Source organism: Thermostilla marina, from assembly GCF_054657455.1.
In genome coordinates, this window is sequence record NZ_BAAHYR010000001.1 from 329297 (window position 1) to 345844 (window position 16548).

Sequence of the window (16548 nt, forward strand, 5' to 3'; positions counted from 1 at the left end):
GAGGTCGCATACAATAAGGCTTTCGGTGTTCCGCCTTGCGGCATCTATTGAGGTTTCCCTTCGAGCAGGAAGATCGTCGATGACCCGCGTTCGCCCCGGCTTGCCCCGATGGTTGAAGCGAAACGTTCCCAAGGGCAACGGGAACCATTTCACGGCCCGATTGATCGACGAACTGGGCCTGGCCACGGTGTGCGAGCACGCGAAGTGTCCGAACCGGATGGAATGCTACGCGCAAAAGACGGCCACCTTCATGATCTTGGGCGAGGTGTGCACCCGACGATGTGGATTTTGCAGTGTGCGCAAAGGCAAAACGCAACCGCCCGATCCGGCCGAGCCGCAACGCGTGGCCGACGCCGCAAAGCGGTTGGGGTTGAAGCACGTCGTCATCACCTGCGTCACCCGCGACGACCTGCCCGACGGCGGCGCCGCCCATTACGTGAAAACGATCGAAGCCGTTCGAGCCGCAACCGGCGCGACGATCGAAGTGCTTCCCTCGGACTTCGCGGGCAATCGTGACGCAGTGAAGAAAGTCGTCGCCGCCCGGCCCGAGGTCTACAACCATAACACCGAGACCGTGCCGCGATTGTTTGCGAGCGTGCGAGGCCGCAAGGCCGACTACCGCTGGACGCTCGAGATGTTCCGGCTGATCAAGGAACTCGATCCGTCGATCCGAACGAAGACCGGCTTCATGCTGGGGCTGGGGGAAACGCACGACGAGCTGTTCGACACGCTGGCGGACCTGCTGGCCGCCGGAGTCGAGATGCTCACCCTGGGCCAGTACCTTCAGCCGACGCCGCAGAGCTTGCCGGTCGTGCGCTATCTGCCGCCGGAGGAATTCGAGGAACTCGGTCGGCAGGCGAAGGCGATGGGCTTTCGGCAGGTGGCAGCGGGACCGTTCGTCCGCTCGAGCTACCACGCGAGGGATATGATTGCCCCCCAAGACCCTTCCGAGATCGAAGCGGCGGCGACCGCGCTGAACGTGCTCGAAGGCGACCGGTAGCGTCGATCCGCTTGGGAAGCGCCGGCGTTCGAGCGGGCATTGGGATCGATGTCGAAACCCGGAAAGCCGGTAGAATTCGCACGATCGTTTTTGTCCGACCGATGCGATGCCTCGAAAAAACGCAAGCCTTCCTCAGATTCCCGCCAAAACGACGAATAACCGGCCGTAGGCATGCCCGTCCGGCCGGAGGCCCCCGAGAGGTCTTCTGTCGGAGGGGAAATCTTTGGCTTAGAATAGCGTAGTCGATCAGGATCGACGGTATTGAGCACGCAATCCACCCCATATCGGGGCGGTTCGATTACGGGGACGGAAAGAATCGCATGAATCCACCGAAACTCAACGGAACGAAACCGGGCCGAAACGGGAATCGGCGCCGGCCGTTGGATCCGTTTCGAGCCGCGGTATGGCGGGGCCTGTCGGCGATTTTGCCCCCGCTGTTGACGATCGTCATCTTCATTTGGGTTGGGACGACTCTCAACACGTATATCTTCCAGCCGATCTCGCACGGCATGCGCGACATGATCGTGTGGAGCATTGCCGAGATCGTCCCGCCGAACAGCGTGCCGCCGGAGGAGCGCGGCAAGGAAGAAATCCGCCTTGACGGCAAGCCCTTTCGTCGGCTTCCCAGCGGGCGGTATATCCCGCTGAACGTCTACGTCACCGTGGCCGAAGAAGAAGGCCACGAAATGGTGCCCGCCAACGCCAAGGCGTGCTACCAGCGCTACGTCGAGCTGACCTACCTGCGGCCCAGCGTCGTGATCCCGTTCTTGACGGCGCTGTTGATCTTGCTGGTGTACTTGATCGGGAAGTTTCTGACTGCCCGCATCGGCCGCATGATGTGGACGCTCGTCGAATCGACGATCATCCGACTGCCGCTGGTGAGTAACGTGTACGGGGCGGTCAAGCAGGTGATCGACTTCCTGCTTTCCGAACGCGAGATGGAATACAACCGCGTCGTGGCGGTGGAATATCCGCGGAAAGGCATCTGGTCGCTGGGGATGGTGACGGGCGTGAGCTTTCGCGATCTCGAGGCGGCGGCGAACGAGCCGGTGCTCTCGATCTTGATTCCGACTTCGCCCATGCCGGTGACCGGTTTCACCATCAATGTGCCCAAGAGCGAGGTCGTCGATCTCGACATCACCGTCGACCAGGCGTTGCAGTTCATCATCAGTTGCGGAGTGGTCGTGCCGCCGCACCAACTGCCGACGGGCGCACTGGGACCGCCGCCACCGGAAATTCCGACCCCCGAAGCGGACGACACCGGCGAAACGAAGACCGCTTCGCAGGCACCGTCCGACGAAACGGCCGCGGCGTCGGACGACGATCCGCCGTCGACCGGCGACGACGCCCCGTCCGATGCGGCGAACGACTGACCGTCCCGTTCTTTCTGACGAGCAAGGAATATCTTCGATGACGATGCGACCGTTGCGAATCGGCACCCGCGGCAGCAAGTTGGCTCGTCGGCAGGCCGATTGGGTCGCGTCGGAACTGGCCCGCCGGGGCGTCGATTGCGAACAGGTGCTCATCGATACCCGCGGCGACAAGCAACAGGACTGGTCGATCGCCGCCTTGGGATCCACCGGCGTGTTCACGAAGGAAATTCAACACGCCTTGTTGGCGGGCGAGGTCGATCTGGCCGTTCACAGTCTCAAAGACCTGCCGACCGAACCCGTGCCGGGCCTGACGCTGGCCGCCGTGCCGGCACGTGCCCCGTGCGGCGATGTGCTCGTGTCGCGGGGAAACGTCCGCTTCGAACAGCTTCCGACAGGCGCGAAGGTGGGAACCGGCAGCCGACGCCGACACGCGCAACTGGCGGCCGCCCGAGACGACCTCGAGATCGTCTCCGTTCGCGGCAATGTCGATACGCGATTGGCCAAGCTCGACGCGGGCGAGTTCGACGCGATCGTGCTGGCCGAGGCCGGACTCGTGCGCCTGGAACATGCCGATCGCATCACGCAGCGTCTTTCACCGGCGTACTTGCTACCGGCGGTCGGCCAAGGGGCGCTCGGCCTGGAAACCCGCGTCGACGACGCCTTTGCCCAATCCCGCGCGGCACTGTTGGACGATGCGGCCACGCACGCGGCGGTGCGTGCCGAGCGGGCATTTCTCGCGGCATTGCGGGCGGGGTGCCTGGCACCGGTCGCAGCCTGGGGGCGGTTCTACCGCGGATGGCTGCTGCTCACCGGTCGCGTGTTGTCCCTCGACGGACGCATGAAATGCGAGGCGACGTGCAGCGGAAACCCGGCCGAACCGGAGGAACTCGGCAGGCGGACGGCCGGTATCCTGCTGGCCCAAGGGGCCGGTGACTTGATCGCCGCCGCGCATGAATAACATTCCCCAGTCTGCCTGTATTTGCTATTTGTTTGCGGCACTCGCCCGAATTGAGCTCTTGACGAGATAGTGTAAATATGTATACTTATTCCGTGCTGCGGCCGATAAACCGTTCAGCGGGGCGAATGATCGAAAAACGGGAGGAGCGGAATCGGGGGGCACACTCCCCTACCTCTCCCCCTGTCCGCTAAAATACCCCCAGGCGTATCCGCCGCATCGCGTTCCCGGCGGCCGACTCACGGAGGCAATCTGATGGCGAAGAAAGCAAAGACGGCAAAGGCATCGACGACCGATTCCGGCAAAAAGCGGGCCATCGAAATCATCGAAAGCAATCCCGCGCTGAAGAACACGGTCGCCCAAATCGAAAAACAGTTCGGCGAAGGGGCCATCATGCCGCTGGGGGCCGAGCAGGCCGTCCAGATCGAAGGGATTCCGACCGGCAGCTTATCACTCGATTTGGCGCTGGGAGGCCAAGGGATTCCTCGGGGTCGAATCATCGAAATCTTCGGTCCCGAATCGAGCGGAAAAACGACCCTGGCCTTGCACGTGGTCGCCAAGGCCCAAGAGGCCGGCGGCATCGCCGCGTTCATCGACGCCGAGCACGCCCTCGATCCCTCGTGGGCAAAACGGTTGGGCGTCGATCTGGAAACCTTGCTGGTCAGCCAGCCTTCCAGCGGCGAAGAAGCCATGCACATCGCCGAGATGCTCATCCGATCGAACGCCGTCGACGTCATCATCATCGATTCGGTTGCGGCACTCGTCCCCAAGAAGGAACTCGAAGGCGAAATCGGCGATTCGCACGTCGGTTTACAAGCCCGCTTGATGAGTCAGTCGTTGCGAAAGCTCACCGGGGCGATTTCCAAGGCGAAGACGGCCGTCATCTTCATCAACCAGATCCGCGAGAAAATCGGCGTCATGTTCGGCTCGCCCGAAACGACGCCCGGCGGCCGCGCCTTGAAGTTCTACGCCACTTGCCGCGTGGACGTTCGGCGTATCGCCCAACTGCGCGAGGGCGAAAACATCATCGGCCAGCGGGTCAAGGCGAAGGTCGTCAAAAACAAGGTCGCCCCGCCGTTCCGCGTGGCCGAGTTCGACATGCTGCACGGCTCGGGCATCAGTTACGAAGGCGACCTGCTTGACTTGGGGGTCGAGCACAAATTGATTGCCAAGAGCGGATCGTGGCTGCGCTACGGCGATTTGCAGTTAGGGCAAGGTCGGGAGCGCGCCCGCGAGTTCCTCAAGACCAACCCCGAAGTCGCCAAAGAACTGGAAACCAAGATCCGCGAGGCGATCGCCGCCGCGGCAAAATGATGCCGAAGCGGCCGTCCGGCGCCGCATTCGCGAGACTGCGAACCGATGGAATACGAGAACACGCAGCACGGACATTGGTACTTGCTCGTCGCCCTGCTGGGCGTGGTGGTGATGGTCGTCTATGAACTCGCACCGCAAGGGCTCGTGCCGTCGCTGATCGGGATGGGGGCGGTCGCCCTGGTGCTGTTGTGCTTCGGCAGTTTGACGATTCGCGACGAAGGCGACGCCCTGGTCGCCCGCTTCGGCCCGATTCCCCTTTTTCGCAAACGAATCCCCTATATTCTCATCGAAAAGGTGGAACCGGTCCGTACCTCGATTTGGGTCGGCTGGGGAATCCATTTCGTGCCCGGCCACGGGGCGGTCTGGAACGTGTGGGGGTTCGACGCCGTGCGGATCGTCTACGGCGATCGGACGGTCACCTTGGGCACGAACGACCAGGAAGGACTGATCCGTTTCTTAGAAGAGAAAGTAGCCCGAGTGCGTCGCCGCGCGAACAGCTAGGGACGAGATTTTCTTTCGCGACGTTTCGCAAAGTCGCAAAGCAAAAACCCCCGGCATGCACGGCCGGGGGTTTGTATCGCAGGCTTCGTTTGCGGCAAGGATCAGGTTCCCGAAAGAACCGGGATCCGGACGCGTTTCTGCTCGGGCGCCACACCGCTGACCAGCTGCAACGGGTATTTCGGCATCGGCGGTCCTTCGTGGAATTCGATCGGACCGGTCGCCAGTCGATACAACCAGTCGCGTGAATTCCAAATCGATTTCGCCAAGCCGATCATTCCCTTCACCTGGCAGTAGAGCCGCGGCATCCACATGCTGTCGAACCGGGCCAACGATCGCACCAGGTTTACCGGGTTATAGAACGCGGCATAAGCCGCCAGCATGTTCCACTGGCGTTGCCAGGGATGCTCATGCGAGGTAGCCACGCAATGGTTGCCGTCGTAGTGCCAATCTTCGACCGGTTTGCCGCCGGCCGACTTGAGGACGACACCGTCTTCGAACGGCTTTTCGTAACCCTTGCTGCCGACCGAAGGAGTGAGCAGCGTCACCTGGCACGTTACCGCCCCTTGCTTGAACAAGAAGGCGACCTGGTTGATGATCCCGTAAAGGCCTTTCCAGGACCACAGCGGTTGGCCGTCGTGGTGCATCATCATCGGCATCGGGGCGATGCCGTTGTCGAGCAGCATTTTGAAGACCGAGGCCGTCTTTTCCGGCGTTTGGCCCTTCTTGATCAATTCGGCGGTCATATCTTCGATGCCGAACCAGATGTACCGCAACCCGCCTTCACGCCCCAGCGGGACGAGGTCGCGGTTCTTGTCGACGTCGAACTCGGTTCCTTCGGTGCCGAAGCGGATCGCGTCGCGGAAGGGCTTTCCGTGGACCGTACCCTTGGCCATCGCCGAGAAGATTTCTTCGACCGATTGCCGCGAGTTGAAAAAGTTGTCGTCGGTCCCGAAGAAGAAGCTGATTCCCGTCCGCTCGGCCACGCCCTTGAACTCTTCGACCAGGCGTTCGGGGCTGCGATAACGGAACGTTCGCTGGTTGTACGCGGGAATGGGGCAATACGAGCAGCGGAATTTGCATCCGTGGGTCGTCACCATCGCCAAGATCTTCGCCTTGTCGCCGATTTTTTCGATCGGCATCGGCGACGGCGAAAGGGTCTCGCGGTTGTGCGGCGGCTCGAACAAGCCCAACGCATCGAACGGCAAAGGCAGTTCGTCCAAATCCTGCACCAACCGCTGAATACCCGTGTCGACCAGGTATTCGGGATGTCCCTGCGGATCATCCGGCCGGAAGACCAACCCGGGGATGTCGTCGAGCAACCCGTTTCGCTTGGCACGATAGAACGCGTCGCGGATGTGTTCGCCTTCGTGACGCTCCTCCATGATGCGATCGAGGGCCTCGATCAGGACGTATTCTTCGCCCGTGCACACGAGGTCGGCACCGACGGAGCCGTCTTTCGACAGGCCGAAGAAATCCCACGGTTCGTAGATCGCCTTGGGGCCGCCGGCGATGATCAAGGGCCGATCGTCGCCCATCGACCAGGCGTCGCGGATCAAATCGTACGCCGGGGCACTGTGAATCTGCATGGCCGAAACCAGCAACAACTCGATCGGACGTCCGTCGATCTTCGCCTTGCTGGGGCGTATCCGCGGATTCCACTGTTGCATGACCACGCGGGTTTTGTGAAACCCCGCCGCGTACAGCGCCGATCCGATCGCCCGCGGGCTCCCCGGGATCAACGCCTTTTCTACCATCACATACGGACCGACACTGGTTCGCTTGTCGAACGCGTACACGTACAACGTCGGGATATCGGCTTTGGCCGCCTTGCGGGCGAGGCTTCGTTCCAGCTCGCGGTATCGACCGGGAGCGGTATATTCGTCACCTTTGGCTCGTTTCGGAAGTTCCACGGAACCCCCTCCTCTCAAATCAACTCTTTAGGAAAACACACGATTCTCGACACAAATCGGTCGAAGATGATCATCGCAACACCGCGACGCGTGTGCAAAGAACAGGAACCGCAGGAGCACCGACACGCGCTTGCGCGAGATCGACGATCGCTGAGAATTCCCGAAAACCGGAAGAGCCCGTTCGGGCATCAGCTTGCATAGCAAACGAATCGTAATGGCTTCGTCTCACTTCTTCCCTGGATCAGAGCTCCAGTCGACGACAAAACACGCGGTTGGGCAGGGACGAAGCATTCACTGATAAACTGTTTCGACTCTTCTGTGCCCACATCCGCCGATCGAACAACCGGTTATTGTGCGTCGCCGCATCGGGCCACGCAAGCAATCGACATTTATTTCTTCGGCGACATATCGGGGTATTTTCCCCAGTCGCCGGAAAGACGACCGCCGGGTGATGCACCCGACCGGTTGTCTCTAACCTATCGGCAAACTCGCCGAGTCGACTGTCGGCGAATTGAATGCGTCGTTTTCAAAAACGACATCCCCCACCTTCCCGAGGGCATTAGACAATGCTAGTCCCCATGCCCTCAGACGGCAATAGCACAAGGGGTTTCCCGTGCCGAAACCTTCGACTGCAAGGCGACTTACGATTTTATCGCGGCCCTGTCGGCCGACCGGGCCAGACGATTTCGTCGCCGTTGGTCGCGGGCGTCGAGAAAGGGGCGAGAGAGCGTCGGCGGGGCGGTTCTTCCCACCCCGCCGACGGACTGTGCAGTCGACACCGAACTCAGCGGGGACGCACGGAGGCGGCACGCGGACCGCGACCGCGACGCGAATCGCCCGCGTCGTCGCTCAGTTCGTACTCGACGGGCTGCCCTTCCGTCAAGTCTTCGAAACGGGCACCTTCGACGGCCGAGAAGTGGAAGAACACGTCGTTGCGTCGTGCTCCGCCTTCTGCCGCGATGAAGCCGAACCCTCGATCGACCACCAACTTCTTGATAACACCCTGGGCCATTCCAGCCACTCCTCGAAACGTGCGCGACGCACCCTCGGCGCAGACCACGTGCCGTAACCGACCGGCAGAATCAAACGCGGAAAGCACGAGAACTCGTCGCAACCAAAACGAAAACACTCCTCGGCAAGATAAACCTTGCCAACCCGACTCGGACCGTTTTGTGGCGACGAGGTGCTTCCTCTCGGCCGAGAATTCGGACGAAGCGAAAGACACGCCCGAAAAACACACAAAAGACGTCCGCACTCACCCGCTACCTACGCAACGTCCGATTGCCGCAGTGCCGGGTGAACAAGCCTCAATATACTCCTGAATGAAATCCGCGATCAAGCGAATTTTTCCGTAAATCGTGCGTCTATACGCGGCAAAGCCGCCGGATTCGCTCCCGCGGCTTTGCACGACTCACATCGGTTTGCAGTCCGACGGTTCAACATCTCGAAACACGCCGTCGATAGGCCTTCGAGACGGGCCGCCGGAAGAGGAAGTCGGTGTGCCGACTCAGACGGGCGTGACCGAGGCAGCCCGCGGGCCGCGACCGCGACGCGAATCACCCTCGTCGCTCAATTCGTAGGTCACCGCCTGGCCTTCCGTGAGATCCTCGAAGCGGGCGCCCTGCACCGCCGAGAAATGGAAGAACACGTCGTTGTCACGAGGACCGCCGCCGGTCGAAATGAAACCGAATCCCCGATCGAACACCAACTTCTTGATCGTACCTTGGCTCATCGAAAGCCACTCCTTAAAGAAAACTTTCGCGACGAAAGAGAGTCGCCGGCGGGCGCAAAGCCCGGGTTCCCGAGAGACAGAACCTCCGTCGCATCCACAAAAAAACCTTCGGCGAACTCCAGCAGCTCGCCGCTCCTCGGACTCACTCTGCGGCGACGGGCTGCTCTCGTTCCCAAACCGAAGGATCTCGGCGACGGATCGAAGAGTGGCTCGAATAACACACAACAGACGTCCGCAGTCTCACCGGCCATGCCGGTTCTGACCAAAGTTCGCGTCGTCGAGACGGCCGATCGGGCTGCGTTACCCAATTTTGGTAGCTCGCCTCGTGCAACGCTTGCTGTACTCTACCTGTCTTCCTCGGAAAAAACAAGGACGTTTCGCCGACATTTTCCCGTATTTTCCCGTTTTGGAAGCCGACGGAGCGCTTTCTCGTGAAGTTGCCGTCCGTTTCTTTCCCTGCGCCGTTGCAAACGAGGCCGTTGCAAACGAGACCGTCGACAAAACCGACATCATCGCGCGATTCGGTCGACGAAATCGCGCCACGCCTGGTCGATCGCCGTCCGCTTGGGAACGCCGTCGTGCACCCACAGACCGTAAACGACGGTCAACGGTTCGGTCGACGTCGCCTCGCGCGGCCCGTCGAGTGTCAGGCAAATTCCCATCCAACCGTCGTTGCGCACGTGGAAAGGGGAGGGAAACCCCGGATTGGCCGGGTGATCGAACAATGCGATTCCGGCGGTTTTCGAAGCGGTGATGCAGCCCGAATAATCGACCCAGCGGGCAGGCTTTCGAAACACGGCTTTTTCGTTCCGTGCCCCCTCGCTGTTGAGGATGCGTCCGCCCCCGTCGTTCACGCCGATCGTCTTCGCCATTCGGACGCCGATCAGCCCGAAGGGCGTCGTTTCAAACATCACCGACGGCTTACCCGCGGGCTGGAACCGCGATTCGATCGTCACCAAGTATGCCCGCGGAATCCCCGTCGCTTCGGCGATCGGCGTTTCGGGATCGACCCACAGGCTGATCGTGCGGACCTCGTCGACCAGCGGTTTTTCTTCGGGGTCGAGCCACCGGATTTCGGCGGTGACGGCCGCACGCCGGTCGCCGTCGTCGAACCTGACGATCTTTTGACAAGCGATCCGCTGCGGGCCGGGATCTTCCCAAAAATTCACACCCTCGACGTTCTGATGCGACATCCACACCGAGTTGTGATGACTGTGCGATACCGGATCGTGCGGATGCCCCATCCGCGTCAGCGACCGTCCCGCCGATCCGCGAACCGGGAACAAGAACGGGCGCTTCAATGACGCGCCGAAATGGAACCGAACCAATTCGACGCCGCGATATTGGAACGACGCCTGATCGTAGGGCAATGGGACGACCTGCACGTCGGGCACGGGCTTTGCGTCGGGAAGTTCGTCGTCGGCCGGTTGTGCCGCGACGGGGACGGCCGTTCCCCAGCACGCCCAAATCCCCCAAATCAATGCGAGACGAACGGGGGTCGACCAGACAGGTTTTCGGTTGCAAGCGCACCTTTGCATTGCGAGTCTCCTTTCATGTCGCCCGCGGTGAAGGCACGAAAAAAGCCGACTCGCACGGCGTTTTCGGCCGTTCGGGTCGGCTGTAGTATGGTCGGGCAACAGGGCTGTTGCAAATCGGTTACCACTTCAGGCCGAAGCGTTCTCCGGCGGAACCTGCGGAGCGTCCCAGGCCGCCCTTGAGCGGGCCTTGCGGCTTGCGTTTGACCTTTTGGGCCGGTTCCGGGGCGGGCGGTTCTTCTTCCGCCGCCTCGTCTTGTTGCGGCGCTTCTTTGGCCGTCAGCAGACTCTTCATCGACAGGCTGATGCGACGTTGCTCTTTGTCGATCGACAGGACGGCCACGTCGACCTCATCCCCTTCGGAAACCACGTCACTGACCCGCCACACCCGCTTGTTCGCCAATTCCGAGATGTGCACCAGGCCTTCGACGCCGGGTTCCAACTCGACGAACGCGCCGAATTCCATGATCTTGACGACCTTGCCGCGGACGGCCGAGTTGATCGGATACTTGCGTTCGACATCGAGCCAGGGGTCTTGAGCCATGTCGCGGTAGGAAAGGCTGATCCGCCGGGCGTCGCGATCGACTTTATCGACGCGGACCCGGATCGTTTGCCCCTCTTGAACGACCTCGCTGGGGTGCTTGATCCGGCCCCAACCCATCTGGCTGACGTGCAACAGCCCGTCGACGCCGCCGATGTCGACAAACGCCCCGAAGTCGGTCAACCGGCGGACCACGCCCTCGCGGACCTGCCCGGGGGCGAGGGAGTCCCAAAGCAGCTTTTCGGCCTGTTCTTTTTCACGTTCCAAGACGGCGCGACGGCTGAGAACGAGGTTTTTCCGCTGCGGATTGCACTCGACGACCAGGCACGTGAACGACTGGCCGACGTATTCGTCCGTCTTTTCGACGCGGTACAGGTCGATTTGGCTGATGGGAATGAACCCACGGATATGGTTGACTTCGCACTCCAACCCGCCCGAGTTCGTCCCGGTCACCTTGGCCTCGACGAGCATCCCTTCTTCCAGATCGCCCCAATCACCCACGTCGGCGGCCGCAGCCGGCAGCGACAGCTCGTACAACCCTTCGTCGGGACGAAATCGCACGACGCGGACCTCGACCGAATCGCCGACTTGAGGCGGCTCGGAAAACATCTTGGCCGGTACGACGCCCTGCTCGCGCAAACCGAGCTCGATGAAGACGTCTTCGGCGTGAACGGCCAGGACCTTTCCTACGTGCCGCGATTCCGGCTCCAGTCGGCCGACTTTCGTTTGCGAAACCGAGGCGTCGACCAAGGCGTCGAGTTCGGCACCTTCCAAGGCGGCTTCGAACTCGGCCTCGAGATCGGCAGGCAGTCCGCGACGCGGCGACAGCGCTGCAAGCGATGCCGTCTCGCGCTCGATCCGCTCCTCCAGCGCGTCGACTTCTTCGCTCAGCCGCGACACTGCGGCATCGACCTCGCGGGTGCGCTCGTCTTCTTCCAATTCTTCGGGGCTGAAAACCGGCTTTTCGGCATCCTCTTGCTTCTCTTGCGGGGCCGGCGCGGCTGCGTCGTCTTCGGTGACGCTCGGTTTCGCGCCGGGGGTGATCGGTTTGCCCGGGCGCGGACGATACGCCGCCGGATCGCGCTGCGAACCGATCAAGATGCGCCGCTTACGCGGTTGCGAATCGGTGGACGGCGATGCCGCGTTCGAGTCCTCGTTCGACGGCGACTCGGGTTGAGCGGGCGCCTGCGATTCGGCAAGGGAATCTTCGGGACGGGACGATTCGGGAGTGGGTTGGTCGTTCGACATGATCCAGTGATTTCGGCCAATAAACGAACAAATCGACTACTCGGGACCGCGCTCGGCCCACCATTTTCCGCCGTGCACACAAGAGCGAAGAGCGCTTCGACGGAAACAGCCCCTTATTCTACCCGGCCGAAGGAACTGCCGGAAGCGACGGAAAGTCGAAATCTCCCTAAGAGAACGGCCGAGCCGACGGCGAAAAGAACGAGCGCGTTTCCCTCGAACAGGGGTCACGCCCTCGCCGCGCGGTATTCGGTACGACCTTCCACCCGGCAGCCGTTCGGGTGATCGGTCTCGGGATGCGGTGCCCAAGAAAGAAAAAAGCGACAACGATCGCGGGCTCCTTCCCGTCGAATCGCAGCCGCTTCTGGTTGGGTTTCGTTCGTGGTCCGGCGGCTCGTCACGTGCGCACGATTCACGCTGATCGCTTCGCCGAATACCTCGTGCGTCGTCGTGGCCGGTCAGGGCTGTGCGGCCTGTTCGGCGCGGGCGGCCTGCTGGGCGGCCGCTTCACGCGACAGCAAGAATTCCGGACCGCTGGGGAAGTACTGGACGTCGTCGGTCATGTAGTAGGGACTCGGCAGTGTTTGACCGCCGACGTCTACCTGGCAACCGGTCATGCCGCTCAAGGCGACCAGCCCGATGACGGCCGGCATCCAGCGCAGGATTCGGGTCCACCGTTTGGCGCGTTGCATTCGCCACCTCCCGTCGTGTCGTGGGGTTGTCTGTATCGAAACCGGTAGCCGGGTCTCGCTCGGCGAGAAACACAGGAAACCGTCACAATCGTTAGAACCGTCGGATTCGTTATCGTCTGCCCGTGGCGGACGACTTTAACTCCAGTTGGATTCTTCCTCCGACAAGCCGTAAGATCGTAGTATCGAGAGGCATGGCACCCGCCGGTCGGGGGTAGTGCGGCGATCAGCCGTCGCGAGGCCGGGATTCCCGGCTTTTCGTGTTGTCCTTGGCGGCGGATCGTTTTCGCTCGAGCCGATCGGTCGGTCATAATTGAGAAACGGGAATGCCGCCCCTTTGGCGACCAGAGGAGAGGATCATGTTCGACCATCCCGCTGCATCGGCCCGGTCTCGTCCATCGAACGCCGAATCGACCGATGTACCCCGCGGCAAGCGTGCGACGCCGGCGACGGCTCGCCTGACCCGATGGGGAATCGGCATCGCGACCGTTCTCCTGCTTTGGGCGATTGGTCCTCGATGGGCCTGTGCCCAGCTTGTCGGGCGAGACCTTCCCTCGACCGCCTATTTTGCCGCGTTTTCCCTGTTTTATGACGGCGAATACGAAGACGCCCTCGACGTATTCGAGCAGCAGCTTCGCGGGGCGATGCGGGTCGGATCGAGCCGGTGGATCGATTCGATCTGTTACTACACGATGATCGGCGAATGCTATTACCGGATGGGGCGGTTCGATCAGGCGCTTGCTTCGTACACGGCCGCCGCCCAACTCATGCTTGCTTATCGCGACTGGGTGCTGCACGTCCAGTATCCGCCTCAAATCCAACCGTTGTCGCTGGGATCGACGAATCGGCGTTTTCCGTGGGCGAACCGCACACGAGCGAGCGTGTTCGGCGAGTTTCCCGATCGAATGGGCATCAACATCGGCCAGTCGATCATCAGCAGAGAACAGATCATCCGCCAAGGCGGCGGGGTCGTGACGAATCCGCACACGTTGGTGGTCGACGTCGACGAGGTCATGCGGTGTTCGGTGTTGGCGATTCGACGGCGAAACGAACTGCTCGGTCCGCTGGCCCCTCACGACGAAGTCACGAAACAGTTGCTCACGTATTATTCGAGTCGACCGGGATTGCCCAACCACTGGTCGCAATGTTGGATGGACGTTCACCTCGGCATGGCGTTGCTGGGTGCAGGAAAGGACTCGGAGGCCGTTTCGACGCTCACGCGAGGGACGTTGGCCGCGGGTCGGTTCGAACATCCGCTGTCGGGGCAAGCCTTGCTCGCCTTGGGCAACTTGGCGATGGAGCGCGGCGATTACAAGTCGGCGATCGTCTTCTACCAAGAGGCCAGCATCGACAGCGTCGTCTATCCCGATCCGGGGCTTACGGAAGAAGCCCTTCAACGTGCGGCGACGGCGTACATGCTGGCGAATCCCGGCAAGACGTATCCGGCTTTGGGACCGGCGCTCGACTGGGCCAAACGCCAGCGTTACACGACGATGTACGCCTCGTTGTCGTTGGCGGCGGCCGACAACGCCTTGCAAAACGGCGACGTGAATTCCGCCTCGCGATTCTTGAGTCAGGCCCAAAGCGCACTGGCCCGCCGGACGGCCTGGAACAGCCGCCTGGGCGCGCGGCATCAATATCTTTCGGCGGTCCTCGCATATCGGACGGGGCGCTACACCGATGGTGAATCGGCACTGCAAGCCGCGCTGGGTTACATGAGCCACGGCGGCTTGTGGCTGTATCATCTGAAGCAGTTGCAAAGCGCGTACGCGAGCGGGCAGATCAACCTGCGCGGTCCGATCACACCGCGCGCGGCGACGGACTTGTACGCCCGACTGTTGCGCACGCCCAACGGCGTCGACTGGGACCTCGATCCGCTCGAGGCGTTGTCGATCGCCGTCACACCGCACCTTGGGGCTTACGAGCAATGGTTCCTGATCGCGTTGGAACGCAAGTCGTTCGAAGAGGCGATCGAGATTTCCGATTACGGCCGACAACATCGGTTCTTGACCACGCTGCCCTTGGGCGGCCGACTTTTCTCCCTGCGACGGCTGTTGGAAAGCGATCCGGCCACCTTGCCGCCGACCGCCCAACAGCAACGGCAACTGCTGCTGACGCGCTATCCCGACTACGCCAAACTGGCCGATCAGGCGAAGGCGTTGCGTGCTTCGTTGGCGGGCGTGTCGCCCGTCCCGCAGTCCGAGACCGAAGCCAAACGACTGCTCGCGGTGCTCGGGCAATTGGCGACCGTCGGTGCGCAACAAGAGCTGATCATCCGGCAAATGTCGATCGAGCGGAATGCCGTCGCGAGTCTGTTTCCGCTGGTCGTTCCGACCAAAGAAATTCAAGCCCGCATTCCTGAAGGAACGGCGGTGCTGGCTTTCTATCAGGTCGGCAACGACATGTACGGCGTGCTGATGAACCGTACGCGGTATGCAACCTGGCGTGTGCCCACGACGGCCTACTTCGCCCGCGAAATCGCCGCCTTGGAAACCGCCATGGGCTTGATCGACGCGAACCGCGAAATGAACGTCGAGGACCTTCAAAAGAGCGACTGGAAGGCGGCTGCCAAGCGGGCGGCGCAGGTGTTGCTGCGCGACTCGCCGCTGGATCCGGCGGACGAGTTCCCCGAGCTGGTGATCGTTCCCGACGGGTTGTTGTGGTACCTGCCGTTCGAGGCGCTCCCCACGACAGCGGAAGACGACGCCCTTCCGTGGATCGCCCTGCATCAAATTCGCTATGCACCGACCGTGTCGTCGGCGGTCAATTTCGGTCGCCCGCTGCCGACGACGGGAACGACGGGCGTCATCCTGGGCAAGCTCCATCCGCGTGAAGAGGCCGAGGCGCCCCAATTCGCTTTCGAGAAACTGGCGGCCGCCTCACCGCAGACGGTGGCCGTCACCCAGGAGCCGCGGACGGTACCTTCGCCCGTCTTGGCCTCGTTGTTCAACCGCCTGATCGTGTGGGACGACCTACAAAACCTCGATCAGGGCGTGTACGGGTGGATTCCGGCCCCGTTTTCGCGCACGCCCAACGGGAACACGCTGGATCACTGGCTCGAATTGCCTTGGGGACGTCCGGCGATGATGATCTTGCCCGGCTATCACACGCCGGCCGAGAGCGGCTTGCGGCGTCTACCCGCCTCGCTGCCGCCGGGCCGCGACATGTTTCTTTCGACCTGTGCCTTGATGGCCGGCGGCACGCAGTCGATCGTTCTCAGCCGCTGGCGAAACGGCGGCCGGACGACCGTCGAACAGATCGCCGAGTTCTTGAAGCAGCAGCCCGACATGACCCCGTCCGAGGCCTTCCAACGCTCGGTGTTGGTGGCGGCCGATTTGCCGGTCGATCCGCAGGCCGAGCCTCGGGTGCGGGCGGATCCGAAAGACCCGCCGATCAAGACGGACCATCCGTTCTTTTGGGCGAGCCTGATGCTGCTCGATTCCGGTGTTCCGCCGCAAAAAGAGCAGGCGGTCCCGGAACAACCGCCCGAGATGCGCCCGGCACCACAGGGACCGGTGAATCCGCGACCGGCACCGGCCGCCCCGGCGGTGCAGCCGCAAGGCGACGGCGAACAAGTCGAACCGGCACAACCGGCCGAGGGGGCACCGAAGGAACCCGACGCGCAAGAGAAACCGCGCGCGGGACGCCAACGCCTGCCGATCGAAAACCTACCGGGATTGCCCGATCCGTTGAAGTGATGCGACGCCCGGCGGGAACCGTTACCCGCGGCGACCTTTGACACCAATTTCACCG

At 62.0% G+C, this 16548-nt stretch carries 12 protein-coding genes; 6 read left to right on the forward strand and 6 right to left on the reverse strand.

The window, feature by feature from the left end:
- Positions 1-79 precede the first annotated feature (79 nt).
- The 5 genes from lipA to ACYQ2I_RS01180 all read left to right on the forward strand — a co-directional run bounded on the left by lipA (position 80) and on the right by ACYQ2I_RS01180 (position 5143).
- On the forward strand, positions 80-1000 hold the full coding sequence (gene lipA / locus ACYQ2I_RS01160) for a lipoyl synthase (RefSeq protein WP_460165150.1): 921 nt from the start codon (positions 80-82) through the stop codon (positions 998-1000).
- 320 nt (positions 1001-1320) lie between these two features.
- The gene (locus tag ACYQ2I_RS01165) at positions 1321-2373 is read left to right on the forward strand and encodes a DUF502 domain-containing protein (RefSeq protein ID WP_460165151.1); all 1053 of its coding nucleotides are present in this window, start codon (positions 1321-1323) and stop codon (positions 2371-2373) included.
- A gap of 37 nt (positions 2374-2410) precedes the next feature.
- Positions 2411-3331, forward strand: a complete 921-nt coding sequence (gene hemC / locus ACYQ2I_RS01170) for a hydroxymethylbilane synthase (protein ID WP_460165152.1) — start codon at positions 2411-2413, stop codon at positions 3329-3331.
- 252 nt (positions 3332-3583) lie between these two features.
- Positions 3584-4642, forward strand: coding sequence for a recombinase RecA (gene recA, locus ACYQ2I_RS01175; protein WP_460165153.1), 1059 nt, complete (start codon positions 3584-3586; stop codon positions 4640-4642).
- Between the two features lie 45 nt (positions 4643-4687).
- On the forward strand, positions 4688-5143 hold the full coding sequence (locus ACYQ2I_RS01180) for a PH domain-containing protein (RefSeq protein WP_460165154.1): 456 nt from the start codon (positions 4688-4690) through the stop codon (positions 5141-5143).
- A 101-nt stretch (positions 5144-5244) separates the two neighbouring features.
- On the opposite strand, the gene ACYQ2I_RS01185 is transcribed toward ACYQ2I_RS01180, so the two are convergent.
- The 6 genes from ACYQ2I_RS01185 to ACYQ2I_RS01210 all read right to left on the reverse strand — a co-directional run bounded on the left by ACYQ2I_RS01185 (position 5245) and on the right by ACYQ2I_RS01210 (position 12798).
- Positions 5245-7053, reverse strand: a complete 1809-nt coding sequence (locus ACYQ2I_RS01185; RefSeq protein ID WP_460165155.1) for a B12-binding domain-containing radical SAM protein — start codon at positions 7051-7053, stop codon at positions 5245-5247.
- A gap of 784 nt (positions 7054-7837) precedes the next feature.
- A complete protein-coding gene (locus tag ACYQ2I_RS01190; RefSeq protein ID WP_460165156.1) occupies positions 7838-8065 on the reverse strand; it encodes a cold-shock protein in 228 nt (75 codons plus the stop codon).
- Between the two features lie 495 nt (positions 8066-8560).
- Positions 8561-8785 (reverse strand): cold-shock protein, encoded by a 225-nt coding sequence (locus ACYQ2I_RS01195; RefSeq protein WP_460165157.1) that lies wholly within the window; start codon positions 8783-8785, stop codon positions 8561-8563.
- A gap of 509 nt (positions 8786-9294) precedes the next feature.
- Complete coding sequence (locus ACYQ2I_RS01200; RefSeq protein WP_460165158.1) at positions 9295-10323, reverse strand: DUF6807 domain-containing protein; 1029 nt, start codon at positions 10321-10323, stop codon at positions 9295-9297.
- Between the two features lie 118 nt (positions 10324-10441).
- Positions 10442-12109 (reverse strand): S1 RNA-binding domain-containing protein, encoded by a 1668-nt coding sequence (locus tag ACYQ2I_RS01205; RefSeq protein WP_460165159.1) that lies wholly within the window; start codon positions 12107-12109, stop codon positions 10442-10444.
- Positions 12110-12564: 455 nt separating this feature from the next.
- Positions 12565-12798 carry a hypothetical protein gene (locus ACYQ2I_RS01210; RefSeq protein WP_460165160.1) on the reverse strand — a complete coding sequence of 78 codons (234 nt, stop codon included), beginning with the start codon at positions 12796-12798 and terminating at the stop codon, positions 12565-12567.
- 356 nt (positions 12799-13154) lie between these two features.
- Between ACYQ2I_RS01210 and ACYQ2I_RS01215 the strand changes: the two genes are divergently transcribed.
- Positions 13155-16493, forward strand: coding sequence for a tetratricopeptide repeat protein (locus ACYQ2I_RS01215; RefSeq protein WP_460165161.1), 3339 nt, complete (start codon positions 13155-13157; stop codon positions 16491-16493).
- Positions 16494-16548: the final 55 nt, after the last annotated feature.

Coding starts and splice junctions, on each gene's coding strand:
- ACYQ2I_RS01195 (WP_460165157.1), bottom strand. CDS start 8,785: ATGAGCCAAGGTACGATCAAGAAGTTGGTGTTCGATCGGGGATTCGGT.
- recA (WP_460165153.1), top strand. CDS start 3,584: ATGGCGAAGAAAGCAAAGACGGCAAAGGCATCGACGACCGATTCCGGC.
- ACYQ2I_RS01210 (WP_460165160.1), bottom strand. CDS start 12,798: ATGCAACGCGCCAAACGGTGGACCCGAATCCTGCGCTGGATGCCGGCC.
- lipA (WP_460165150.1), top strand. CDS start 80: ATGACCCGCGTTCGCCCCGGCTTGCCCCGATGGTTGAAGCGAAACGTT.
- ACYQ2I_RS01180 (WP_460165154.1), top strand. CDS start 4,688: ATGGAATACGAGAACACGCAGCACGGACATTGGTACTTGCTCGTCGCC.
- ACYQ2I_RS01200 (WP_460165158.1), bottom strand. CDS start 10,323: ATGCAAAGGTGCGCTTGCAACCGAAAACCTGTCTGGTCGACCCCCGTT.
- ACYQ2I_RS01205 (WP_460165159.1), bottom strand. CDS start 12,109: ATGTCGAACGACCAACCCACTCCCGAATCGTCCCGTCCCGAAGATTCC.
- hemC (WP_460165152.1), top strand. CDS start 2,411: ATGACGATGCGACCGTTGCGAATCGGCACCCGCGGCAGCAAGTTGGCT.
- ACYQ2I_RS01215 (WP_460165161.1), top strand. CDS start 13,155: ATGTTCGACCATCCCGCTGCATCGGCCCGGTCTCGTCCATCGAACGCC.
- ACYQ2I_RS01165 (WP_460165151.1), top strand. CDS start 1,321: ATGAATCCACCGAAACTCAACGGAACGAAACCGGGCCGAAACGGGAAT.
- ACYQ2I_RS01190 (WP_460165156.1), bottom strand. CDS start 8,065: ATGGCCCAGGGTGTTATCAAGAAGTTGGTGGTCGATCGAGGGTTCGGC.